Raw genomic sequence first — 22,455 nt, forward strand, 5'->3', positions numbered from 1 at the left:
CCAGGCTCGTGACAGTGCATGATCATGTCAATACGGCGGGTGAAGGCGTGCGGGACAGGCATGCGAAAGCCGCCGGTGCCCCGTGGGACACCAGCGGCTTACGAGGCGTATGCGCGCAGCGGGTCAGACCGCCATGTTGTCCGCGAGCTCCTCGCTCAGGTTGGACTCCGTGCCCGGAATGCCCAGGTCCTGGGCGCGCTTGTCGGCCATGGCGAGCAGGCGCCGGATGCGGCCCGCGACGGCGTCCTTCGTCAGCACCGGGTCGGCGAGCGCGCCCAGCTCCTCCAGGGAGGCCTGCTTGTGCTCCATGCGCAGCCGTCCGGCGGCCGCGAGGTGCTCCGGCACCTCGTCGCCGAGGATCTCCAGGGCGCGCTGCACCCGGGCGCCCGCCGCGACGGCCGCGCGGGCCGAGCGGCGCAGGTTCGCGTCGTCGAAGTTGGCCAGCCGGTTGGCGGTGGCCCGCACCTCGCGGCGCATCCGCCGCTCCTCCCAGGCGAGCACCGATTCGTGTGCCCCCAGACGGGTGAGCAGCGCGCCGATCGCGTCTCCGTCGCGTACGACCACGCGGTCCACGCCCCGCACCTCGCGGGCCTTGCTCGCGATCTGCAGCCTGCGCGCGGCGCCGACCAGCGCGAGCGCGGCCTCCGGGCCCGGGCAGGTCACCTCCAGGGAGGAGGACCGACCGGGCTCGGTGAGCGAGCCGTGGGCGAGGAACGCGCCGCGCCAGGCCGCCTCCGCGTCGCAGGTGGCCCCCGAGACCACCTGCGGCGGCAGGCCCCGGATGGGACGGCCGCGGCCGTCGACGAGACCCGTCTGGCGGGCCAGCTGGTCGCCGCCCGCGACGACCCGGACCACGTAGCGCGAGCCGCGCCTGAGGCCGCCGGGGGCCATCACGATCAGCTCCGAGCTGTGCCCGAAGATCTCCAGGATGTCCCGCTTGAGCCGCCGTGCGGCCATCGCGGTGTCCAGCTCCGCCTCGATCACGATGCGGCCGCTCACCAGGTGAAGGCCGCCCGCGAACCGCAGGATCGCCGAGACCTCTGCTTTTCTGCAGCAGGTCCGGGTGACGGGGAGCCGGGAGATCTCGTCCTTCACCGCTGCCGTCATCGCCATGGGCCGATCCTTCCATGCATCCGAAAAATACGGTCGTACGCGGCTGCCAGGAGCTCCGGGTCGTGCCTCGGAGTTCCGTCGGGCCGGGCCACCGGCGCCAGCTCGACCGTGGCACCGAGCCGCTTGGCGGCATCGGTCAGTGACTCACGGTCGGGCACGGCGGCCTCGTCGGCCAGCACCACGTCCAGGGCGAGTTTAGGGGCGTGTCGGGCCAAAACCTCCAAATGACGCTGCGGAGAGAACCCCTCGGTTTCTCCCGGTTGCGGCGCGAGGTTGAGCGAGAGGACCTTGCGGGCCTTCGTCTCGGTGAGCGCGTCGAGCAGTTCGGGGACCAGGAGGTGCGGGATCACCGAGGAGAACCAGGAGCCCGGACCGAGGACTACCCAGTCCGCGTCGAGCACGGCGGCGACCGCTTCCGGGACCGCCGGCGGGTCGTGCGGGACGACGTGCACGGACTGGACCTCGCCGGGCGTGAGGGCGACCGTGGCCTGCCCTCGCACGGTGTCCACGTCGTCCGGACGCTCCGGGTCGTGGCCCCTGACCAGGGCCTGGAGCTCCAGCGGCACGGCCGACATGGGCAGCACGCGGCCCTGCGCGCCGAGCAGCCTGCCGACGAGGTCGAGCGCCTGCACGTGGTCGCCCAGCTGCTCCCACAGGGCGACGATCAGCAGATTGCCGACCGCGTGTTCGTGCAGGTCGCCCTTGGACTGGAAGCGGTGCTGGATGACGCGGGACCAGGTCTGCCCCCAGTCGTCGTCGCCGCAGAGCGCGGCGAGGGCCTTGCGCAGGTCGCCGGGGGGCAGCACGCCCAGCTCGTCGCGGAGCCGGCCGCTGGAGCCGCCGTCGTCGGCGACCGTGACGACGGCGGTGAGGTCTCCGGCGCCGGTGATGCGGCGCAGCGCGGCGAGCGAGGCGGACAGGCCCATGCCACCGCCGAGGGCGACCACCTTCGGCTGGGTGCCCCGTTTGCGGCCCAGCCTGCTCAGGCGGACGCTCCGGCGGTTCGGGGTCATTCGCGCCCCATGTCCCGGTGGACGATGACCGTCTCCACGCCCTCGGACGCCAGGCGCGCCGCGAGCTTCTCCGACATGGCGACGGAGCGGTGCTTGCCGCCCGTGCAGCCGACCGCGATCGTCACGTAGCGCTTGCCCTCGCGGCGGTAGCCCGCGGCGATGAGCTGGAGCATCTCCGCGTACCTGTCGAGGAACTCCTTGGCACCCGGCTGGTTGAAGACGTACGCCGCCACCTCTTCGTTGAGGCCGGTGTACTGGCGCAGCTCGGGGACCCAGTGGGGGTTCGGCAGGAAGCGCATGTCCACGACCAGGTCGGCGTCGACCGGCAGGCCGTACTTGAAGCCGAAGGACATGACGGTGGCCCGCAGCTCGGGCTCCTCCTCGCCCGCGAACGAGGCGTCCATCTTGGCCCGCAGCTCGTGCACGTTCAGGCTGGAGGTGTCGATGACCAGGTCGGCGTCGCCGCGCAGCTCGCGCAGCAGGTCGCGCTCGGCCGCGATGCCGTCGACGATGCGGCCGTCGCCCTGCAGCGGGTGCGGGCGGCGGACCGACTCGAAGCGGCGGACCAGGGCCTCGTCGGAGGACTCCAGGAAGACGATGCGCCGGGTGACGTTCTTCGACTCCAGCTCGGCGAGGGACTCGCGGAGGTTGTCGAAGAACCGCCTGCCGCGCACGTCGACGACGACCGCGATACGGGCGACGTTGCCCTGCGAGCGGGCGCCGAGCTCCACCATCGTGGGGATCAGCGCGGGCGGCAGGTTGTCGACCACGAACCAGCCGAGGTCCTCCAGGCACTTCGCGGCGGTGCTCCGTCCGGCGCCGGACATGCCCGAGATGATCACCAGCTCGGGAATGGCGGCGTCCGGGACGGCCGGCGTCTCCATGGGCGTGCCCGCACTCACTTGCTCTCCACCTTCGTCGTGCTCGGTCATGTCTCCAGCCCCCGTCGTTCTTCCGGGGTGCCCGCGGTCACGGGCTCCCCGCTCCCATTCTCCCCGGACCCGACCTCGACGGTCGGCTCCCAGCCCTCTTCGACCCCGACGGCCGACTCATCGACGGTCGGCTCCCGGCCCTCTTCGGCCCCGACGGCCGACTCATCGGCGGCCGGCTCCCGGTCCTCTTCGACCACAGCGGCCGGCTCGTCGGCGGCCGGCTTCTCTTCGGCCATGGCGATCGACTCGTCGGCTATCCGCCTGTCGGCGAGCGTCTCCTCTTCAACCGCGGCGGGCGACTCGTCAGCCGTCGGCTCGTCGGCGAGCGGCTTCTCTTCGGCCACGGCGATCCGCTCGTCGGCAGTCGGCTCGGCGGTGGTCGGCTCGGCGGCGGTCGGCTTCTCTTCGGCCGCGGCCCGCTCGACGGCCGTCGGCTCGTCGGCGGTCGGCTCCTCTGCGGCCGCGGCCGTCGGCTCGTCGGCGGACGGCTCCTCCTCGGCCGCGGCGGTCGGCTCCTCTTCGGCCGCAGCGGCCGGCTCGTCAGCCGTCGGCTCGTCGGCGAGCGGCTCCTCTGCGGCCGCGGCGATCCGCTCGTCGGCGGTCGGCTTCTCCTCGGCCGTGGCGGTCGGCTCGGCGTCGTCCAGGATCTCGCCCGTGGTCATGTTGACCGCGGGGGCCGCGGGTGCCGCCTGGGCCAGGGCCACCGCGATCGCCTCGGCCGTCTTGCGGCCCACTCCGGGAACCTCGCAGATCTGGTCGATCGTCGCGGCCCGCAGCCGCTTCACCGAACCGAAGTGCTTGATCACCGTCCGTTTCCGGGCGTCACCGAGGCCGCGCACCTCGTCCAGCGGTCCGGCCTTGAAGCGCTTGGCCCGCTTGGTCCGCTGGTAGGTGATCGCGAAGCGGTGCGCCTCGTCACGGACCCGCTGGAGGAGGTACAGACCCTCGCTCGTGCGCGGCAGGACCACCGGGTCGTCCTCGTCGGGGACCCAGACCTCCTCAAGCCGCTTGGCGAGCCCGCACACAGCGATATCGTCGATCCCGAGCTCGTCCAGGGCTCGCTTGGCGGCCGCGACCTGCGGCTGCCCGCCGTCGACCACGACGAGCTGCGGCGGGTACGCGAACCGCTTGGGGCGGCCGTCCTCCTCCGTGGGCCCGAGGTCGGCGACCTCACCGGTCTCCTCGTCGACCCACTCCCCACTGCGCTCCTTCTCCGCGAGGTAGCGCTTGAAGCGGCGCGTGATCACCTCGTGCATGGAGCGGACGTCGTCCTGGCCCTCGAAGCCCTTGATCTGGAAGCGGCGGTACTCGCTCTTCCTGGCGAGGCCGTCCTCGAAGACGACCATCGACGCCACGACGTCGTCGCCCTGGAGGTGCGAGATGTCGTAGCACTCGATGCGCAGCGGGACGCTGTCCAGCTCCAGGGCGGTGGCGATCTCCTCCAGGGCGCGCGAGCGCGTGGTGAGGTCGGACGCCCGCTTGGTCTTGTGCAGGACGAGGGACTGCTGCGCGTTGCGCGCGACGGTCTCCATCAGGGCCTTCTTGTCGCCGCGCTGCGGGATCCGCAGCGAGACGTGAGCGCCGCGGCGCTCGGTGAGCCACTCCTGGACCGGCTCTATGGGGTCGGGCAGCGCGGGAACGAGGACCTCCTTGGGCACGGCGTCGCCGCGCTCCTCCCCGTACAGCTGCTGGAGGGCGTGCTCGACGAGGTCGCCGCTGGTGACCGCCTCGACCTTGTCGGTGACCCAGCCGCGCTGACCGCGCACGCGCCCGCCGCGGACGTGGAAGATCTGCACGGCCGCCTCCAGCTCGTCCTCGGCGAGGGCGATGAGGTCGGCGTCGGTGGCGTCGGCGAGGACGACGGCGCTCTTCTCCATGGCCTTCTTGAGGGCCTCGATGTCGTCGCGCAGGCGTCCCGCCCGCTCGTACTCCATCTCCTCGGCCGCCTCCGTCATCTGCCGCTCCAGACGGCGGATGTACGTGCCCGTGCGGCCGCCCATGAAGTCGCAGAAGTCCTCGGCGAGTTCACGGTGCTCCTCGGCCGTCACGCGCTCCACGCACGGCGCCGAGCACTTGCCGATGTAGCCGAGCAGGCAGGGGCGGCCGGTGCGGGCGGCGTTCTTGAACACGCCCGCCGAACACGTACGGACCGGGAAGGCGCGCAGGAGCAGGTCGACGGTGTCGCGGATCGCCCACGCGTGGCCGTAGGGCCCGAAGTAGCGCACGCCCTTCTTCTTGGCGCCGCGCATCACCTGCACGCGCGGGAACTGCTCGTTCATCGTCACCGCGAGGTACGGATAGCTCTTGTCGTCGCGGTACTTGACGTTGAACCGGGGGTCGAACTCCTTGATCCAGGTGTACTCCAGCTGGAGCGCCTCGACCTCGTTGGTGACGACCGTCCACTCGACGGAGGCGGCCGTCGTCACCATGGAGCGGGTCCGCGGGTGGAGCCCGGCCAGGTCCTGGAAGTAGTTGGCCAGGCGCTGGCGCAGGCTCTTGGCCTTCCCGACGTAGATCACCCGGCGGTGCTCGTCGCGGAATTTGTAGACCCCGGGGGCGTCGGGGATCTGTCCCGGCTTGGGGCGGTAGCTGGAAGGGTCGGCCATGTCGGACAGCCTACTGGCGGCCGCTGACAGTCCGGGTCAGCGAGCGGGGCGGCCGGCGCGGACGGTGATCACGTCGCCTGGTTCGACGCGGTCGTGGAACGTGCGGGCGTCCTCCGTGCGCAGGCCGATCCAGCCCTTGGTGACGTCCATGGCGCCCGGCGCCTTCTCGTTGTAGGTCAGGGCGACGACGTAGTTGGTGCCGCCGTCGGGGGTGCGCAGCTCGACGACCCACGGCAGCGTCATGTCGTACTTGTCGAGGCCCACGTTCCCCGCTGTCATGCGCTTCTCGGGGTACGTGGCGACGACCGTCATCCGGCCGGTGGGGGTCGGGTGCGCCGCGGTGCCCGCGGAGACGGGCAGCTCTTGGCCGCCGAGCGTCATGCGATGGCGGGCCAGGTCGACGGTGGCGGCGGGTTCGCGGGCGCTGTCCGTGGCGACGGGCGCCGGTTTCCTGTGGGGACGCGGGTCGTCGTCGGAGCCGGTGAGGAGTCCGGCGACGACGGTCACGGCGACGGCCGCCGTGGCGAGCGTCACTCCCGCGGCCGCGGCGCGGCGGCGGCGTCCGCGCACCACGGCACGGCGGCGGATCTCGGCGCCGGGCACGGGCGGCGGTGTCGCGTGGTCCGCCGCCAGGTCGTGGAGCGCGGAGGTCAGGTCATCGGACACGGCCACTCTCCTTCGCGCTCCGCCCGTCGCCGTCGTCGTCACGTGCGCCGGTCGCGTCCCGTCCGTCCGGCCCGGCGTCCGACCCCGACAACTGCGCGGCGAGCGCCGCTCTGCCGCGCGAGAGGCGGGCCTTGACCGTCCCGACGGGCGAGCCGGTCTCGGAGGCTACCTGCTCAACACTCAGGTCGCACAGATGGTGCAGGACGACGGCCGTGCGCTGCGCCTCGGGGAGGGTCCGCAGCGCCTGCACCAGGGCGGTGCGTTCGGGCCCCGGCCCCGGGACGCGGTCGGCGGGCGGGTTCCTGCGCACCAGGTCGACCCAGCGCCGGGCCCGGCGCCAGCGGCTGACGGCGAGGCGCATGGCGACGGTGCGGATCCAGGCCTCGGGGGCCTCGTCGGCGAGGAAGCTCCGGCGGCGGTCCCAGGCCCGTACGAACGCCTCCTGGACGACGTCCTGCGCCTCGCCGTGATCCCCGGTCAGCGCGTACAGCTGGCCGACCAGACGCGGGAAGGCAGCGGCGTAGAACGCGTCGAACTCGTCCTCCGTCATGCCCCGCGCCCCCGTCCGGCCCCACCGGATCACGTGTTCAGAAATTTCCCGCGTCTCGCGTGCAACCCGCCGCCTCTGCCGTGCGTACAGGTCGCGTATATCGAAACACAGCCCAGGGGGACCGATGACCACAGGAATGACGACGAGGCGTGGCACGCGCGCGTGGGGGGCCGCGGTGCTCTGTTCGCTCGCGCTGGCGGGGTGCTCCGCGCAGGGCGGGGCGGACGAGGGGCGGGCGTCGGACCCGAAGCCGGCGCCGACCTCGGCGGACCGCGCGGCCGCGCGGCAGGAGCCCACGAAGAAGCCCGCTCCGGATCCCGCCGCCCTGAAGAACGTGCGGGTCAACGTCTTGGACGGCCAGACCGTCGGCGTAGGCATGCCGATATCGCTCACCTTCGACCGTCCGGTGCCCGAGGCGGAACGGGCCGCGGTCGAGCGGCGCCTGAAGGTGACGACCGACCCCGGTGTGACGGGGTCGTGGAGCTGGGTGAAGGACCGCAACCTGCACGAGGGCCAGCGCGTCGACTACCGGCCGCGCGAGCCGTGGAAGCCCGGCACGAAGGTCACCGTCCGCGCGGGTTCGCGGACCACCCGGACGTTCGAGGTGGGCCGTTCGCTCGTCGCCACGGTGGACGTGCGGACCCACACCATGAAGGTGGTGAAGGACGGCAGGACGCGCGAGGTGAAGGTGACCGCGGGCGCCCCGGGCATGGACACCTGGAACGGCACGATGGTCGTCCTCGACAAGCAGTCCCGGGTGCTCATGGACTCCCGGACCGTGGGCTACGGAAAGGCGTACAAGGACTACTACAACTACGCGGTGCACCTGACGACTTCGGGTACGTACCTGCACGAGAACCCGAACGCGAACGCGACGGCCGGGGAAAGGAACGTCACGCACGGCTGCATAGGCCTGCCCACCGACGGGACCGCGCGGCGCTTCTACGAAGAGGTGATCCCGGGCGACATCGTGCGGGTCGTCGGCTCCAAGGAGACCGTGGCGCCGGGCAACGGGTACGGCGACTGGAACGTGGACTGGAAGCAGTGGCGGGCGGGCAGCGCGCTGCACTGAGGACGCGGTGGAACGCGAGCGGCGGCCGGCGTCCCGGCCGCCGCTCCCCCGGATCAGCCCCGCTGCCGGGCGCCGCGGCGCCTGACGAGTGCCGCTCCGGAGAGGCCGAGGGCGACCAGGGCCCCCGCGCCCGCCAGCGACGAGGCCACCGTGACCGGGGCGCCGTCGTCCGTCTTCGGTCCCGGCGCGGGCTCGTCGTAGCCGCCCGCCTTGCCCGACTTCTCGTACGCGGAGCCCGGCAGCTTGTCGGCGTACGCCTCCCGCACGCGCTCGCGGTAGGCGGCGACCGAGGTGCCCTTCGCGCCGACGGCACGTATCGCGTCCTTGTCGAGGGGCAGCACGCGCGCGTGAGTGCCGTCCAGGACGTACCAGGCGTTGATCTGCGGCTCGTGGAAGACGGTGCCTCCGGGAGCCTTTTTCGCGCCCACGCGCGTGTAGTGGGTCTCGTCGTCGCCGGTGGCGATGTTCACGACCTGCCAGGCGCCGCCCTGCCGGACGGTCCAGAGGGACGCCTCCTGGCCGTCCGAGGAGACCGCCTTGCTGGCGAGGAACTCCAGGCGGGCGATGGGCGCGTCCTTCTTGCCCGCGACGAAGTCCGGCGAGAGGTAGTACACGGGCACGGCCTCGCCCTCGACGCGCGGGTCGGCCGCGGCCTTGGTGACCGCTCCCTCCCTGGCGAAGAAGCGGGAGAGCGTGTCGAGGTTCTTCGGCGCCTCTGCCGCCCGGTGCGCGGCGTCCCTGGACGCGGCGGACGGCGCGGCGGGCCCGGTGTCGGCGGAGGCCGCGGGGGCGGCGAGGCCGAGGAGCAGGGTGGCGGCGGTGCCCGCGAGCGCGGCGCTCACCAGTCGGCCGGGCACGGGGCGGGAAGGGGCGAGCGGGCGGGAAGGGTGACGGGTCATCGCTCTCACGCCCCGATCCGGTAGAGCGAGTGGGTCCAGGAGAAGGTGTTGTTGTCGACGTACCAGGCGTGCGACGCCCAGTTGTAGCGGTCGCTGGAGGGCCAGGGGTCGCCCCAGTAGACCCAGCTGCTCGCGTCGTCGTAGCCGTAGAGGACGTGCATGTGGCCGCCGCCGTTGGACCACTGGATGCGGGTCTCGACCGGGCGGCCCGCGTCGATCTCGGCCTTCACGGTCGGATAGCGCAGCCATCCGGTGACGTACGAGCCGGGGTTGATGCCCGCCCAGCGCAGGCCGCTCTGCACATTGCCGAGGGTGGCCTGGTTGTTGGGGCACTCGGTGTTCTGGCTGCGCCCGAAGGCGGCGTTGCAGAACTGGTTCTGGCTGTAGCTGCGGCCCATGTAGGTCGCGATGGTGTTGCCGCCCGCGGCCCAGCACCAGTTGGTCTTCTGCTGGGCCTGCATGGTGATGTTCAGCCGCTTGGCGGCGAGAACGGACGGGTCGGTGCTCGCCGTGCGGGCCTCGGGCGCGGCCGACGTGGCGGGGGCGGGGTGGATCGGGGCCGCCGTGGCCGTGGCCACCGGCGCGGCGAACAGGGCCGCCGTGACGACGGCGAGCGCGGAAAGGCACCTCTGCCTGCCGGTGCCGCCGCTCCTGCTGTGTGGTGAGCGCATCGCGTTCCTCCCATGCGGGTGGGGTTGGAGGAGCGCGTCCGGACGCTGCGATTGAGCATCAAGTGTTGTCGGGTGCAGGTCAACACGCTTCAATGCGGAATTACTTGGGCCGTGAACGGCGGCGTACGGATGTGAACGCGGGCCGTACGTCCACCTGGCAGCCCGCCCCCACCGGCGCGAACGCCGGAACGGCAGATGTGAACGTTCACAAGAGGAGCCCGTTTTGCGGCACGGCACACCACTCGCGGCGGAACCCGGGCCCGAGGCGCCCGCGGACCTGGAGGCCGCTCTGCGCACCGGCCCCTTCCACCTCGCGCTGCGCACCGCCATCGCCGCGCGGCGCCTGCCCCTGCAGCGCATCCGCCACCATCTGGTCCGGCACGGCGTCAACGTAGGGGTGACGAGCCTCAGTTACTGGCAGCAGGGCGCCCGTCGGCCGCAGCGCCCGGAGTCCCTGCGCGCCGTACGCGCCCTGGAGGAGATCCTCCAGCTCCCGGAGGAGTCACTGATCAGGCTGCTCGTGCGCCCGGCGGAGCGCACGGACGGGGCCCGACCCGCCGCCCGCTCCTACCGCTCCCTGGTGGAGGCGTCCGACGTGCTGCGGTCCCTCCTGACCGACCTCGGCTCGCCGGTCGACGGCGGGCTGCACACCATCGGCCACCACGAACGGGTGCGGATCGGCGCGGCACGCGAGCTGCTCGGCCGCGAATCGCAGCACGTCGTGCGCGCCCACCGCGACGGCGTGGACCGCTATGTGGCCATCCACCACGGCGATCCGGGGTGTGCCCCCGACCGCGTACGGGTGCTCGCCCTGGAGAACTGCCGCACGGGCAGGGTGCGCTGGCACATGGGCACCGGGGTGCTCGTCGCCGAGCTGCTCTTCGACGCCCGGCTGCGCGCGGGCGACACGCATCTGTTCGGCTACGGCTTCGAGGACGGCACGGCCGGGGTCGCCACCGAGTACACGCGCGGCTTCACCTACGCGGGCGGGCAGTACGCGCTGCAGATCCGGTACGACGAGACGGCTCTGCCCGTACGCTGCCACCGCTTCACCCAGCAGTCGGCGGCGGCCCCGCGCGGCGGTCGGCAGGAACTGACGCTGAGCGGCAGCCACCGGTCGGTGCACACGGTCGAGCCGCAGGTGCGGGCGGGGATCCTGGGGATCGCGTGGGACTGGGAGTGACAGCCGAAGGGGCGCCAGGGTTCCTCAGGCCTTCTTCGCCGGACCCGCGATGATCTTGCCGTTGGCCACCTTCACCGGCACCTCGGGGAGCGGCTCATTGGCCGGCTCGTGCAGCACCTTGCCGTTGGTGGCGTCGAACTCACTGCCGTGACACTGGCAGATCAGCTTGTGCCCCTCCAGGTTCTGGATGGGGCAGCGCGCGTGGGTGCAGATCGTGCTGTACGCCTTGTACTCGTCGTCGGAGATCCGGCTGACCACGACATTGCTGTCCTTGTAGAGCTTCGACGCGCCCACCTTCACGTCGTCGGCCTTCCCGAGGTCCACCGGCGCGGTCGGCGCCGACCGGTTCGACCCGTCGCCGGACGAGCAGGCGGTGAGACCGAGTCCGACGGCCGGGGCGAGAGCGGCGGCCCGCAGCACGGTGCGGCGGGCGTGGGGGGTGCCGGACATGGTGTCTCCACAGGTCAGGAGGGCATCGGTGACGGATCAGACCATACCGGTGCACCGTGCTGCGACCGGGTCGGGCACGACCGTGCCCGAGTCCTGCCCGGTCCCGCACGCGGCGCCGCGCACGGCCTAGCCTGGGCGCGGCGAGCCCACCCGGACGGTGCCCGAGAGGAATGACCCGTGATTGTCGTCGCAGGAGAGGCCCTGATCGACCTCGTGCCGCAGGACGCGGGCGAGAAGCCGGACGGCGGACGGCAGGCGCCCGCGCCCGGCGCGGCCGGGGGCGCGGGGCTGCCCGCGCTCGCGCCGCGCCTCGGCGGCGGCCCGTACAACACCGCCGTGGCGCTCGGCCGGCTCGGCGCCCCCGTGGCCTTCTGCTCCCGTGTCTCCCGCGACGTGTTCGGCGAGGCACTCCTGGACGGGCTGCGGGCGGCCGGTGTCGACGTGACGCCCGTGCAGCGCGGTCCGGAGCCGACGACGCTCGCCGTCGCCTCGATCGGCGCGGACGGCTCGGCGGGTTACTCCTTCTACGTGGAGGGCACGGCCGACCGCCTCTTCGAAACGCCCGACCACGACTCCCTTCCCGACGGGGTGCGGGCGATGTCGTTCGGCACCTGCTCGCTCGTCCTTGAGCCGGGCGCGAGCGCGTACGAGGAGCTGATGCGGCGGGCGGCGGCGACCGGCGTCCTCACGGCCCTCGACCCGAACGTACGCGCGGGTCTGATCCCCGACGCGGACGCCTACCGCACCCGCTTCAAGAGCTGGCTGCCGTCGGTGACCCTGCTCAAGCTGTCGCAGGAGGACGCCGACTGGCTCGGCGGCACCCCGCACGAGTGGCTGGCCGCCGGGCCCGCGGCCGTGGTGGTCACGCACGGCGGGGACGGCCTCTCGCTGTACACACGGGACGGTACGGAGCTACGGGTGCCCGGCGAGAAGGTCGACGTGGTCGACACGATCGGCGCGGGCGACACCGTCAACGCGGCGCTGCTGCACGGCCTTCGCGCGCGGGACGCACTGTCGGACGGGGCGCTGGCCGCACTCGGCGCGGAGGGCTGGACCGACGTACTCCGGTTCGCGGCGCGCGCGGCGGCGCTCACGTGCTCCCGGGCGGGCGCGGAGCCCCCGTACGCGGCAGAGCTGGCCTGACCCCACCCATCATCGGTCGGCCCGCGTGCCGTCAGCCGTTGACGACGTGCAGGCCGCCGGGTCTGCGGCCGTTGAGCCGGTCCAGCGCGGCCGCGGTGGCGGCGTCCGCCGGTACGTAGACGATCAGACGCTGCGGGTCGGCGTCGGGCAGCGTCAGCGTCTCGTACTCCAGGCGGAGCGGGCCCGCGTCGGGGTGGATCATCCGCTGGACGCCGCTGCGCCGGGGCAGCACGGGCGCGCCGGTGATCCGGTCGGCGAAGGGCGCGCCCGCGTCGACGGTCAGCTCGTCGATGAAGCCCCGCACATGGGAGTCGTCGAGCATCGAGTCGGTCCTCAGATGTCCGACCAGGTCGTCGGCGAGCCGGTCCCACTCGGGGTGGGCGGCGCGGGCCCGCTCATCGGTGAAGACGTACCGGGCGAGGTTGGGGCGCGCGCCGTCCAGGACGCCGAGCGGTTCCGCGATCCGCCGGTAGCCCGTCGTGCAGGCCAGCACGTCCGCGAGGCGGTTCAGGAGGACGGCGGGCGTGGGCTCCATGCCGTCCAGGATGGCGCGCACGGTGGGCCGGACCGACTCGGCCGGGGCGACGGCGGCCGGGCAGCAGGGGTCCGCGCCGCTCTCCTTCTCCAGGCGGCGCAGGTGGACACGCTCCTCGACGCGCAGCCGGAGCGCGTCGGCGAGCGCGCCGAGCACCTGGGCGGAGGGGTGGCGGTCCCTGCCCTGTTCGAGCCGGGTGAGGTACTCGACGCTGATGCCGGCGAGGGTCGCGACCTCGGAGCGGCGCAGACCGGGCGTGCGGCGGCGGGGGCCGGTGGGCAGGCCGACCTCGGTGGGCGTGACGGCTTCCCGTCGCGCCCGCAGAAAGGCACCCAGCTCGTTCTCGCTCACGGCTTCTTCTCGCTCACGTTGCGAACGTACCAACGGCCGGGCTGCGGATCGTGGCCCTGTCACTACCAGCCTCGGCTCGGCCTCCCTGGCGGCCGGGCGGCGGCGCAAGGTGGGGTCATGACTGTGAAAGCGACCAGCCCCGTAGAACCGACGAACCCCGCCTCCGCCCCGGCGCTGCCACTGGCCGCCGGGGTCTGGGAGATCGAGCCCCTGCACTCCGCCGTCAACTTCTCCATCCGCCACCTCGGCATCTCCAAGGTGCGCGGCCGCTTCGCCGACGTACAGGCGAAGTTGAGGGTGGGCGAGCGTGCCGAGGACTCCTCGGTGACGGCCACCATCGCCCTCGCCTCGATCGACACGGGCAACAAGGACCGGGACGCGCACGTGGTGTCCTCGGATCTGCTCGACGTCGAGAAGCGGCCCACGATGACGTTCCGGTCGACGCGGATCGCGGGCGCGGACGAGGAGTGGGTCATGGAGGGCGAGCTGACCATCGGCGACGTGACCAGGCCGGTGACGCTGGACGTGGAGTTCGGCGGCGTCGAGGGCTTCCCCGGCCAGGAGCGCCGGCACGCCGGGTTCGAGGCGTCGGGCGAGATCCGCCGCGGCGACTTCGGACTCGACTTCGCCCCCGGGCTGCTCGGCGACGTCGTGAAGATCCAGCTGGACATGCAGTTCCTGGAGCCGGTCGCGGAGCGCTGAACACGACCGTGTCACCGGGCTGCCCTGTCACCGGGCTCAACGCCCGTTGAACGCCCCGTGCCGCCCCGCTCCCGCGGCGAACCGCGCCGCTCCTTGTGCCGCCTCCGCCAGGGAGCGCAGGCCGTGGGCCAGCTCGCCGGCCATCGCCTCCTCCTCGGGCAGGCCGCTCTGTTCGAGCACGGAGAGCCGGTCGTGCCGCAGGCAGGTCTGCGGGAACGCGGCGATCTCGGCGGCGAGGCGCTCGGCCGCGGCGCGCGAGGTGCCCGTGGGCACGGTCCGGTTGACCAGGCCCATGCCCAGCGCCTCCGCGGCGCCCACCGGGCGGCCGGTGAGGATCAGGTCCAGCGCGCGCCCCTCGCCGATCAGCCTAGGCAGCCGCACCGTCCCGCCGTCGATGAGCGGGACGCCCCAGCGGCGGCAGAACACCCCGAGGACGGCGTCCTCCTCGGCGACGCGCAGATCGCACCAGAGGGCGAGTTCGAGGCCGCCCGCGACGGCGTGGCCGGAGATCGCCGCGATCACCGGCTTCGTCAGGCGCATCCGGGTGGGGCCCATGGGTCCGTCCCCGTCCTCGGTGACCTGGTTGCCATCGGGCGTGCCGATCGCCTTGAGGTCCGCGCCCGCGCAGAAGGTGCCGCCCTCGCCCCACAGCACAGCGACGGAGGCGTGCGGGTCGGCGTCGAAGTCGCGGAAGGCGTCGGCGAGGGCGCGGGCGGTGGGCCCGTCGACGGCGTTCCGCGCGGCGGGGCGGGACAGCACGATGGTGGTGACGGGGCCTGCGCGTTCGCTGCGTACGGGCATGGGCCAAGCCGACCATGGGAACGGGGCGCCGGACAAGGTGTCTTCGGGCCGCCACTCCCCCACGTACGACGACGCGCCCCACCCCTGGTGAGGGCGGGGCGCGTCGTACAGGGGCGCGGGTCAGGCCTTGCGGGCCCGCGTCGTCTTCTTCGCGGCCGCCTTCTTGGTGGGGGCGGCCTTCTTGGTGGAGGCGGCCTTCTTGGCAGCCGCACCCGTCCGCGCCGTGGCCGTCTTCTTCGTGGCCGTGGCGCTCGCCGCCACCACCTTCTTGGCGGTGGCCTTCTTGGCGGCGGACTTCTTCGCGGCGGACTTCTTCGCGGGAGCCTTCTTCGCCGTACCGCGGCCCCGCGCGGGCACCGCGTCGCTGATCCGGTCCGCCGCGATGATGTCCCGCAGGAACTTGCCCGTGTGGCTGGCCGGGACGCCCGCGACCTCCTCCGGCGTGCCTTCGGCGACGACCAGACCGCCGCCGTTGCCGCCCTCGGGGCCCATGTCGACGACCCAGTCGGCCGTCTTGATCACGTCGAGGTTGTGCTCGATGACGATGACCGTGTTGCCCTTGTCGACCAGGCCGGAGAGGACCGTGATCAGCTTGCTGATGTCCTCGAAGTGCAGACCGGTGGTCGGCTCGTCCAGGACGTACACGGTCCGGCCCGTCGACCGCTTCTGGAGTTCGGAGGCCAGCTTCACTCGCTGGGCCTCGCCTCCGGAGAGCGTGGGCGCCGACTGGCCGAGGCGCACGTATCCGAGGCCGACGTCGTGGAGCGTCCTCAGGTGACGGGCGATGGCGGGCACGGCCTCGAAGAAGTCGAGCGCCTCCTCGATCGGCATGTCGAGGACCTCGGCGATGGACTTGCCCTTGTAGTGCACGTCCAGCGTCTCGCGGTTGTAGCGCGCGCCGTGGCAGACCTCGCACGGCACGTACACATCCGGGAGGAAGTTCATCTCGATCTTGATCGTGCCGTCACCGGAGCAGTTCTCGCAGCGGCCGCCCTTGACGTTGAAGGAGAAGCGGCCGGGCAGATAGCCCCGCACCTTCGCCTCCGTGGTCTCCGCGAAGAGCCTGCGGACGTGGTCGAAGACTCCCGTGTACGTCGCCGGGTTCGACCGCGGGGTGCGGCCGATGGGCGACTGGTCGACGTGCACGACCTTGTCGACCTGGTCGTCGCCGTCCACGCGCGTGTGACGGCCCGGGACGGACCGGGCACCGTTGAGCTCGCGGGCCAGGTGCGTGTACAGGATGTCGTTGACGAGCGTCGACTTGCCGGAGCCCGAGACACCCGTGACCGCGGTGAGGACGCCGAGCGGGAAGGAGACGTCGATGTCCTGGAGGTTGTTCTCGCGGGCGCCGTGCACCGTGAGCTGCCGGGACGGGTCGGCCGGGCGGCGCACGTCCGGCACCGGGATGGCCTTCTTGCCCGACAGGTACTGCCCGGTGATCGACTTGTCGTTGGCGAGCAGCTCCTTCATGGAGCCGCTGTGGACGACCTTGCCGCCGTGCTCGCCCGCGCCGGGGCCGATGTCGACGACCCAGTCGGCGACCTTGATCGTGTCCTCGTCGTGCTCGACGACGATGAGGGTGTTGCCCATGTCGCGGAGGCGGACGAGGGTCTCGATCAGGCGGTGGTTGTCGCGCTGGTGGAGGCCGATCGACGGCTCGTCCAGGACGTACAGCACACCGACAAGACCGGAGCCGATCTGGGTGGCCAGGCGGATGCGCTGGGCCTCGCCTCCGGAGAGGGTGCCCGCGGCGCGGTTCAGCGAGAGGTAGTCCAGGCCGACGTCGACCAGGAACCGCAGGCGTTCGTTGACCTCCTTGAGGACCCGCTCGGCGATCTTCTTGTCGCGGGCGCCCAGCCTCAGCTCGGCGAGGAAGTCCGCGCAGTCGCTGATGGACATCGCGGAGACCTCGGCGATGGACTTCCCCATCACCGTGACGGCCAGGACGATCGGCTTGAGGCGGGTGCCCTCACAGGTGGGGCAGGGCACCTCGCGCATGTACCCCTCGAAGCGCTCGCGGCTCGCGTCGCTCTCGGCCTCGCTGTGGCGGCGCTTGACGAAGGGGACGGCACCTTCGAAGGCGGTGGTGTAGACCCGCTCGCGGCCGTACCGGTTGCGGTAGCGGACCTCGATCTGCGTCTTGTGGCCGTTGAGGAGGGCCTTCTTGGCGCGCTGCGGGAGTCCGGCCCACGGCATGTCGGTGGAGAACCCGAGGGCGTCGGCGAGGGCTCCGACGAGCCGGCCGAAGTACTCCTTGGTGTGGCCGTGCGACCAGGGGTGGATGGCGCCCTCGTCGAGGGACTTGTCCTCGTCGGGGACGATCAGCTCGGGGTCGACCTCCATGCGCGTGCCGATGCCGGTGCAGTCCGGGCAGGCGCCGAAGGGCGAGTTGAAGGAGAAGGAGCGGGGCTCGAGCTCCTCGAAGGACAGGTCGTCGTACGGGCAGTAGAGGTGCTCCGAGTACATCCGCTCGCGCTCGGGGTCGTCCTCGGGGAGGTCGACGAAGTCGAGCACGACCATGCCGCCGGAGAGGCCGAGGGCCGTCTCCACGGAGTCGGTCAGGCGGCGCTTGGCGGAGTCCTTCACCGTGAGGCGGTCGACGACGACCTCGATGGTGTGCTTCTCCTGCTTCTTGAGCGTGGGCGGCTCGGAGAGCTGGACCGTCTGGCCGTCGACCCGCGCGCGGGAGTACCCCTTCGTCTGGAGGTCGGCGAAGAGGTCGACGAACTCGCCCTTGCGCTCGCGCACGAGCGGCGAGAGGACCTGGAAGCGGCTGCCCTCGGGCAGCTCGAGGACCTTGTCGACGATGGCCTGCGGCGACTGCCGCGAGATCGGGCGGCCGCACTCGGGACAGTGCGGCTTGCCGATGCGCGCGAAGAGCAGACGCAGGTAGTCGTACACCTCGGTGATCGTGCCGACCGTGGAGCGCGGGTTGCGCGACGTCGACTTCTGGTCGATGGAGACCGCGGGCGAGAGGCCCTCGATGAAGTCGACGTCCGGCTTGTCCATCTGACCGAGGAACTGCCGGGCGTACGAGGAGAGGGACTCCACGTACCGCCGCTGGCCCTCGGCGAAGATCGTGTCGAACGCGAGCGAGGACTTGCCCGACCCGGAGAGTCCGGTGAAAACGATGAGTGAGTCGCGCGGGAGGTCGAGCGAGACGTTCTTGAGATTGTGCTCGCGCGCGCCACGGACGATGAGACGGTCGGCCACGCCGGGTCCGCACCTTTCTTGAGAGAGAGACAGGGGGCAGAACCCCCGTCGTTCACAGACTAGGGCGAGCCACTGACAACGCCGGGCCGCTTCCCTGGTTCCACATGCACAACAAACCCGGACCTTCAAGAATGCCCGATGCCGCACTCGACCATATAGCACGCGTATTCGATTTGCGGCCGTCCCGAGAGCCCTTCACCCGAACGTGTGGCGCAGCTATCGTCGACCGCATGATTGATCATGTGCGCGACCTGGCGTCTGTACGTGACGCGACCGACCGGCTGCTCAGCGCAGCGGCGAAACTGAACAACGATTCGACTGCCGAGCCGTCACGGCTCCCCGGCTGGAGCCGCGGCCACGTCCTCGCCCACCTCGCGCGGAACGCGGACGCGCTGGTGAACGTCCTCGCCGGACAGCCGATGTACGAGAGCGCGCAGGCCAGGGACGCGGACATCGAGCGGGACGCCCCGCGGCCGCTGGACGCGCAGCTGGCGGACGTGCGCGAGAGCGGCGCCCGCTTCCTGGCCGAGGGCGAGCGGGACGCCGACTGGTCCCGCACCGTGGAGCTGCGCAACGGCGTCACGGATTCGGCGGCGCGGGTGCCCTTCCGGCGCTGGGTCGAGGTCGAGCTGCACCACGTCGACCTCGGCATCGGGTACGAGCTGGAGGACCTGCCGGCGGAGTTCGTGCAGCGGGAGATCGCGTTCCTGACGGCACGCTTCTCGGGGAACCCGGACGTCCCGCCCACCCGCGTCACGGACGGCACGCACGCGTGGGACACCGGCAGGGAGGGCACTCCCGAAGTCACCGTCTCCGGGTCGGCGCCCGACGTGGTCGGCTGGCTGGCGGGCCGCCGGGACGGCACCGCGCTCACGGCCGAAGGCGGCCTCCTGCCCGCCCTGCCCCCGCTATAGGCTGGCGCACATGACGTACAGCGGAGCGGTGAAGGTCGGCGGACCCGCGGATGTGCACGAGCTGCCGGACCTGATGATCTCGAAGGTCGCGGTCGGGCCGATGGACAACAACGCCTACCTGTTGCGCTGCCGGGCCACCGGCGAGCAGCTGCTGATCGACGCGGCGAACGACGCCGAGACGCTGCTGACGCTGATCGGTGACGACGGCATCGCGTCCGTCGTCACCACGCATCAGCACGGCGACCACTGGCAGGCCCTCGCGGCCGTCGTCGGGGCCACCCGGGCGCGGACGTACGCGGGGCGCGAGGACGCGACGGGCATCCCCGTCCCGACGGACGTCCTGGTCGACGACGGCGACACGGTCACGGTCGGCCGCGTCACGCTGACCGCGCGGCACCTGGTGGGCCACACGCCGGGCTCGATCGCGCTGGTCTACGACGACCCGCACGGCCACCCGCACGTGTTCACCGGCGACTGCCTCTTCCCGGGCGGCGTCGGCAATACGTGGAAGGACCCGAACGCCTTCGCGAGCCTCATCGACGACGTGGAGACGAAGATCTTCGGGACGCTGCCGGACGAGACGTGGGTCTACCCCGGCCACGGCGGCGACACGACGCTGGGCGCCGAGCGGCCGCACCTCGCCGAGTGGCGCGCGCGGGGCTGGTGATCCGGAGGGGTACGCGTCACGCCCCGGCGGCCACCAGCGCCGCCACCCGCTCCACCGCGAACGCGTACCCCTGCACACCGCATCCCGCGATGACGCCGTCGGCGCGCTGCGAGACGTAGCTGTGGTGCCGGAACACCTCGCGCTGGTGGATGTTGGAGATGTGCACCTCCACCACGGGCATGCCGTCACAGGTGTTGAGGGCGTCGAGGAGCGCGACGGACGTGTGGGAGTAGGCCGCGGGGTTGATGACGATGCCCGCGTGGTGCTCGCGTGCCTCGTGGATCCAGTCGACCAGCTCGCCCTCGTGGTTGCTCTGCCGCAGGTCCACGGTCCCGCCGTGCGCGGCGGCCGCCTTGGCGCACAGGGCCTCGACGTCGGCGAGGGTGTCCGTGCCGTAGATCTCGGGCTGGCGGCGGCCGAGGAGGTTCAGGTTCGGGCCGTTCAGGATCATGATCGGGGCGGTGGCGAGGCTGCGCGTCATACGGGAGGTCTATCACGCACTCCACGCGCGGGAACACCGCCCCCTGTGACGCGAGTTGGTTGCGATGCGTTACGGGAGGTCACCGTGGGTAGTTGACGCGGCATGCACCGAAGCGCACCACCCTCACTGCCGCGTCTCGCCGCCGCCTCGCTCGCCGGGACCGCCATCGAGTTCTACGACTTCTTCATCTACGGGACGGCGGCGGCACTGGTCCTCGGGCCGCTGTTCTTCCCCACGTTCTCGCCGCTCGCGGGAACTCTCGCCGCGTTCGCGACCTTCGGAGTGGGGTTCGTCGCGCGCCCGCTCGGATCCGTCCTCTTCGGGCACATCGGCGACCGGCACGGGCGGCGGCCCGTCCTCATCGGGTCGCTGCTCCTGACCGGCGTCGCCACGGTCGCCGTCGGCTGCGTGCCCACGTACGAGTCGATCGGGATCGCCGCGCCCGTGCTGCTCCTGGTCCTTCGCTTCCTGCAGGGGCTCGGGCTCGGGGGCGAGTGGGGCGGTGCCGTGCTGCTGACCGCGGAGCACGCGCCGGCCGAGCGGCGCGGGCTGTGGGCGAGCTTCCCGCAGATCGGCCCGTCGGTCGGGTTCCTGCTGGCCAACGGCATCATGCTGGGCCTGTCCGCGACGCTCAGCGAGGCGCAGTTCGCGGCCTGGGGGTGGCGGGTGCCGTTCTGGATCGCGGGGCTGCTCGTGGCCGTGGGCCTGGCGCTGCGCAGTTCGCTCGCCGAGAGCCCGGACTTCCTGGACCTGCGCGAGCACGCGCGCGTGCCGCTCGCCGAGGTGGTGCGCGACCACTGGCGCCTCGTCCTCCTCACGGCGGGCGCGCTCGCGGTCGGCTACGCGGTGTTCTACGCCGTGACGACCTGGTCGCTGTCGTACGGCGTGGAGGAACTCGGCGTCAGCCGCACCGTCATGCTCGGCTGCATCATGGCCGTGGTGGTGGTGAAGGGCGCGCTGACACCGGTGGTCGCCGTGCTCGGCGACCGGTACGGGCGGCGGCCGCTGTGCCTGCTCGGGTGCGCCGCGACGGCCCTGTGGATGTTCCCGATGATCGCGCTGCTCTCGACCGGGGAGCCGCTGCTGATGTTCACCGGGTTCCTGGTGGCGATGCTCGCGTTCATCGCGATGTTCGCGGTGATCGGCGCGTATCTGCCGGAGCTGTACGAGCCCCGCATGCGGTGCACGGGCGCCGCGGTCGGCTACAACCTGGGCGGGGTGGTCGGCGGCGCGCTCACTCCGATCGTGGCGACGGCGGCGGCGCAGGGCGAAGGGACGCCGTGGGGTGTGGCCGCGTATCTGACGGGCATCGCGCTGCTGAGCCTCGGCTGCTTCGCGCTGCTGCCGGAGACCCGTCCCGCCGCGGCCCCCGATCCGGCCGCCGCTACGGGGTGACGGCGAGCTCCAGGAACGCCGCGAACAGCACGAGGTGGACGCCGCCCTGCAACGGGGTGGCGCGTCCGGGCACGACGGTGAGCGTGCCGACGATCACGGTGAGCGCGAGCAGCACCATGTGGGTGGAGCTCAGTCCGAGCACGAGCGGTCCCGACAGCCATACGGAGGCGACGGCGACGGCCGGGATGGTCAGCCCGATGCTGGCCATCGCCGAGCCGAGGGCGAGGTTCAGGCTGGTCTGGACGCGGTCGCGGCGGGCGGCGCGCACGGCCGCGATGGTCTCGGGGAGCAGCACGAGCAGCGCGATGATCACGCCGACGACGGCGTGCGGCATGCCGGCGCTCTCCACGCCCGACTCGATCGTCGGGGACACGCCCTTGGCGAGGCCGACCACGCCGATCAGCGCGAGCCCGAGCAGCCCGAGGCTCAGCAGCGCCGCCTTGGACGAGGGGCCCTTGGCGTGGCCGTCGGTGTCGATGACCTCGCCCTGCTCGGTGAGGGGCAGGAAGTACTCGCGGTGCCGCACGGTCTGGGTGGTCACGAAGAGGCCGTAGAGGACGATCGAGGCGATCGCGGCGAAGGTGAGCTGGGCCGTGGAGAACTCGGGGCCCTGCTTGGTGGTGGTGAACGTCGGCAGGACCAGGCAGAGCGTGGCCAGCGTCGCGACGGTGGCGAGGGCGGCGCCGGTGCCCTCGGGGTTGAAGACGGCGACGCGGTGGCGGAGCGCGCCCACCAGGAGGCAGAGTCCGACGATGCCGTTGCAGGTGATCATGACGGCGGCGAAGACGGTGTCCCGCGCGAGGGTGGAGCTCTTGTCGCCGCCGTCGGCCATGAGGGTGACGATCAGCGCCACCTCGATGATGGTGACGGCGACCGCGAGGACGAGTGAGCCGAAGGGTTCGCCGACGCGGTGTGCGATGACCTCGGCGTGGTGGACGGCGGCGAGCACCGCTCCGGCGAGGATCAGCGTCACCACGGCGACGACCACGCCGGGCAGGTCCCGCCCCCAGGTGAGGGCGAGGAGAACGATGGCGACGACCGGCACCACGGCCGTCCACTGCGTGCCGAGCGCCCGGAGCCGAGTGACCATGACTCGAT

21 protein-coding genes are annotated in these 22,455 nt (G+C 72.2%); 7 read left to right on the plus strand and 14 right to left on the minus strand.

The features are described from left to right. Positions 1-123: 123 nt before the first annotated feature. The 6 genes from whiA to DEJ49_RS08125 are packed head-to-tail and all read right to left on the minus strand — an operon-like array spanning position 124 to position 6,880. Positions 124-1,113 carry a DNA-binding protein WhiA gene (gene whiA / locus DEJ49_RS08100; protein ID WP_150166515.1) on the minus strand — a complete coding sequence of 330 codons (990 nt, stop codon included), beginning with the start codon at positions 1,111-1,113 and terminating at the stop codon, positions 124-126. Then, entirely contained in the window at positions 1,104-2,126 is a 1,023-nt protein-coding gene (locus DEJ49_RS08105) for a uridine diphosphate-N-acetylglucosamine-binding protein YvcK (protein ID WP_150183488.1), read from the minus strand. The genes whiA and DEJ49_RS08105 overlap by 10 nt, the downstream gene beginning before the upstream one ends. After that, entirely contained in the window at positions 2,123-3,058 is a 936-nt protein-coding gene (gene rapZ, locus DEJ49_RS08110; RefSeq protein ID WP_150166520.1) for an RNase adapter RapZ, read from the minus strand. The genes DEJ49_RS08105 and rapZ overlap by 4 nt, the downstream gene beginning before the upstream one ends. Beyond that, complete coding sequence (gene uvrC / locus DEJ49_RS08115) at positions 3,055-5,664, minus strand: excinuclease ABC subunit UvrC (protein ID WP_223832765.1); 2,610 nt, start codon at positions 5,662-5,664, stop codon at positions 3,055-3,057. Before uvrC ends, rapZ begins: the two co-directional genes overlap by 4 nt. A gap of 36 nt (positions 5,665-5,700) precedes the next feature. Beyond that, on the minus strand, positions 5,701-6,330 hold the full coding sequence (locus DEJ49_RS08120) for a L,D-transpeptidase (protein ID WP_150183489.1): 630 nt from the start codon (positions 6,328-6,330) through the stop codon (positions 5,701-5,703). After that, positions 6,320-6,880, minus strand: a complete 561-nt coding sequence (locus DEJ49_RS08125) for a SigE family RNA polymerase sigma factor (protein ID WP_150183490.1) — start codon at positions 6,878-6,880, stop codon at positions 6,320-6,322. Before DEJ49_RS08125 ends, DEJ49_RS08120 begins: the two co-directional genes overlap by 11 nt. Positions 6,881-7,004: 124 nt before the next feature. Here DEJ49_RS08125 and DEJ49_RS08130 point away from each other — a divergent pair, with 124 nt between their 5' ends. Further along, a complete protein-coding gene (locus DEJ49_RS08130; protein ID WP_223832766.1) occupies positions 7,005-7,952 on the plus strand; it encodes an Ig-like domain-containing protein in 948 nt (315 codons plus the stop codon). A gap of 53 nt (positions 7,953-8,005) precedes the next feature. Here the strand turns inward: DEJ49_RS08130 and DEJ49_RS08135 are convergent, their stop codons facing one another. Then, entirely contained in the window at positions 8,006-8,851 is an 846-nt protein-coding gene (locus DEJ49_RS08135; protein ID WP_150183491.1) for a hypothetical protein, read from the minus strand. A 5-nt stretch (positions 8,852-8,856) separates the two neighbouring features. Beyond that, on the minus strand, positions 8,857-9,522 hold the full coding sequence (locus tag DEJ49_RS08140; RefSeq protein ID WP_150183492.1) for a papain-like cysteine protease family protein: 666 nt from the start codon (positions 9,520-9,522) through the stop codon (positions 8,857-8,859). Positions 9,523-9,745: 223 nt separating this feature from the next. Between DEJ49_RS08140 and DEJ49_RS08145 the strand changes: the two genes are divergently transcribed. Then, positions 9,746-10,705 carry a hypothetical protein gene (locus tag DEJ49_RS08145; protein ID WP_150183493.1) on the plus strand — a complete coding sequence of 320 codons (960 nt, stop codon included), beginning with the start codon at positions 9,746-9,748 and terminating at the stop codon, positions 10,703-10,705. Positions 10,706-10,729: 24 nt separating this feature from the next. Here DEJ49_RS08145 and DEJ49_RS08150 read toward each other — a convergent pair whose 3' ends face one another. Continuing rightward, complete coding sequence (locus tag DEJ49_RS08150) at positions 10,730-11,155, minus strand: Rieske (2Fe-2S) protein (RefSeq protein WP_150183494.1); 426 nt, start codon at positions 11,153-11,155, stop codon at positions 10,730-10,732. A gap of 177 nt (positions 11,156-11,332) precedes the next feature. Between DEJ49_RS08150 and DEJ49_RS08155 the strand changes: the two genes are divergently transcribed. Next, the gene (locus DEJ49_RS08155; RefSeq protein WP_150183495.1) at positions 11,333-12,298 is read left to right on the plus strand and encodes a carbohydrate kinase family protein; all 966 of its coding nucleotides are present in this window, start codon (positions 11,333-11,335) and stop codon (positions 12,296-12,298) included. Positions 12,299-12,329: 31 nt separating this feature from the next. Here DEJ49_RS08155 and DEJ49_RS08160 read toward each other — a convergent pair whose 3' ends face one another. Beyond that, entirely contained in the window at positions 12,330-13,184 is an 855-nt protein-coding gene (locus DEJ49_RS08160) for a helix-turn-helix transcriptional regulator (protein ID WP_150183496.1), read from the minus strand. Between the two features lie 117 nt (positions 13,185-13,301). On the opposite strand from DEJ49_RS08160, the gene DEJ49_RS08165 reads away from it, so the two are divergent. After that, entirely contained in the window at positions 13,302-13,886 is a 585-nt protein-coding gene (locus tag DEJ49_RS08165) for a YceI family protein (protein WP_150183497.1), read from the plus strand. 36 nt (positions 13,887-13,922) lie between these two features. Here DEJ49_RS08165 and DEJ49_RS08170 read toward each other — a convergent pair whose 3' ends face one another. After that, the gene (locus DEJ49_RS08170) at positions 13,923-14,687 is read right to left on the minus strand and encodes a crotonase/enoyl-CoA hydratase family protein (protein WP_150183498.1); all 765 of its coding nucleotides are present in this window, start codon (positions 14,685-14,687) and stop codon (positions 13,923-13,925) included. Positions 14,688-14,807: 120 nt separating this feature from the next. After that, entirely contained in the window at positions 14,808-17,900 is a 3,093-nt protein-coding gene (uvrA, locus tag DEJ49_RS08175) for an excinuclease ABC subunit UvrA (protein ID WP_150183499.1), read from the minus strand. 230 nt (positions 17,901-18,130) lie between these two features. Between uvrA and DEJ49_RS08180 the strand changes: the two genes are divergently transcribed. Both DEJ49_RS08180 and DEJ49_RS08185 read left to right on the plus strand, forming a co-directional pair. After that, on the plus strand, positions 18,131-18,814 hold the full coding sequence (locus DEJ49_RS08180) for a maleylpyruvate isomerase family mycothiol-dependent enzyme (RefSeq protein WP_150183500.1): 684 nt from the start codon (positions 18,131-18,133) through the stop codon (positions 18,812-18,814). Positions 18,815-18,824: 10 nt separating this feature from the next. After that, on the plus strand, positions 18,825-19,481 hold the full coding sequence (locus DEJ49_RS08185; RefSeq protein ID WP_150183501.1) for an MBL fold metallo-hydrolase: 657 nt from the start codon (positions 18,825-18,827) through the stop codon (positions 19,479-19,481). Between the two features lie 16 nt (positions 19,482-19,497). On the opposite strand, the gene aroQ is transcribed toward DEJ49_RS08185, so the two are convergent. Then, on the minus strand, positions 19,498-19,962 hold the full coding sequence (gene aroQ, locus DEJ49_RS08190) for a type II 3-dehydroquinate dehydratase (RefSeq protein WP_150183502.1): 465 nt from the start codon (positions 19,960-19,962) through the stop codon (positions 19,498-19,500). A 102-nt stretch (positions 19,963-20,064) separates the two neighbouring features. Between aroQ and DEJ49_RS08195 the strand changes: the two genes are divergently transcribed. Continuing rightward, a complete protein-coding gene (locus tag DEJ49_RS08195) occupies positions 20,065-21,357 on the plus strand; it encodes an MFS transporter (RefSeq protein ID WP_223832767.1) in 1,293 nt (430 codons plus the stop codon). On the opposite strand, the gene DEJ49_RS08200 is transcribed toward DEJ49_RS08195, so the two are convergent. Beyond that, complete coding sequence (locus DEJ49_RS08200) at positions 21,347-22,447, minus strand: calcium:proton antiporter (RefSeq protein ID WP_150183503.1); 1,101 nt, start codon at positions 22,445-22,447, stop codon at positions 21,347-21,349. The two genes, DEJ49_RS08195 and DEJ49_RS08200, sit on opposite strands and share 11 nt — an antisense overlap. Between the last annotated feature and the right edge of the window lie 8 nt (positions 22,448-22,455).

This window comes from Streptomyces venezuelae, assembly GCF_008642335.1.
Classification (GTDB): Bacteria; Actinomycetota; Actinomycetes; order Streptomycetales; family Streptomycetaceae; genus Streptomyces; species Streptomyces venezuelae_F.

What these genes read in the sequence shown, in the direction of transcription:
- whiA (WP_150166515.1), bottom strand. Translation starts at nt 1,113, where the DNA reads ATGGCGATGACGGCAGCGGTGAAGGACGAGATCTCCCGGCTCCCCGTC.
- DEJ49_RS08105 (WP_150183488.1), bottom strand. Translation starts at nt 2,126, where the DNA reads ATGACCCCGAACCGCCGGAGCGTCCGCCTGAGCAGGCTGGGCCGCAAA.
- rapZ (WP_150166520.1), bottom strand. Translation starts at nt 3,058, where the DNA reads ATGACCGAGCACGACGAAGGTGGAGAGCAAGTGAGTGCGGGCACGCCC.
- uvrC (WP_223832765.1), bottom strand. Translation starts at nt 5,664, where the DNA reads ATGGCCGACCCTTCCAGCTACCGCCCCAAGCCGGGACAGATCCCCGAC.
- DEJ49_RS08125 (WP_150183490.1), bottom strand. Translation starts at nt 6,880, where the DNA reads ATGACGGAGGACGAGTTCGACGCGTTCTACGCCGCTGCCTTCCCGCGT.
- DEJ49_RS08130 (WP_223832766.1), top strand. Translation starts at nt 7,005, where the DNA reads ATGACCACAGGAATGACGACGAGGCGTGGCACGCGCGCGTGGGGGGCC.
- DEJ49_RS08135 (WP_150183491.1), bottom strand. Translation starts at nt 8,851, where the DNA reads ATGACCCGTCACCCTTCCCGCCCGCTCGCCCCTTCCCGCCCCGTGCCC.
- DEJ49_RS08140 (WP_150183492.1), bottom strand. Translation starts at nt 9,522, where the DNA reads ATGCGCTCACCACACAGCAGGAGCGGCGGCACCGGCAGGCAGAGGTGC.
- DEJ49_RS08150 (WP_150183494.1), bottom strand. Translation starts at nt 11,155, where the DNA reads ATGTCCGGCACCCCCCACGCCCGCCGCACCGTGCTGCGGGCCGCCGCT.
- DEJ49_RS08165 (WP_150183497.1), top strand. Translation starts at nt 13,302, where the DNA reads ATGACTGTGAAAGCGACCAGCCCCGTAGAACCGACGAACCCCGCCTCC.
- DEJ49_RS08170 (WP_150183498.1), bottom strand. Translation starts at nt 14,687, where the DNA reads ATGCCCGTACGCAGCGAACGCGCAGGCCCCGTCACCACCATCGTGCTG.
- DEJ49_RS08180 (WP_150183500.1), top strand. Translation starts at nt 18,131, where the DNA reads ATGATTGATCATGTGCGCGACCTGGCGTCTGTACGTGACGCGACCGAC.
- DEJ49_RS08185 (WP_150183501.1), top strand. Translation starts at nt 18,825, where the DNA reads ATGACGTACAGCGGAGCGGTGAAGGTCGGCGGACCCGCGGATGTGCAC.
- aroQ (WP_150183502.1), bottom strand. Translation starts at nt 19,962, where the DNA reads ATGACGCGCAGCCTCGCCACCGCCCCGATCATGATCCTGAACGGCCCG.
- DEJ49_RS08195 (WP_223832767.1), top strand. Translation starts at nt 20,065, where the DNA reads ATGCACCGAAGCGCACCACCCTCACTGCCGCGTCTCGCCGCCGCCTCG.
- DEJ49_RS08200 (WP_150183503.1), bottom strand. Translation starts at nt 22,447, where the DNA reads ATGGTCACTCGGCTCCGGGCGCTCGGCACGCAGTGGACGGCCGTGGTG.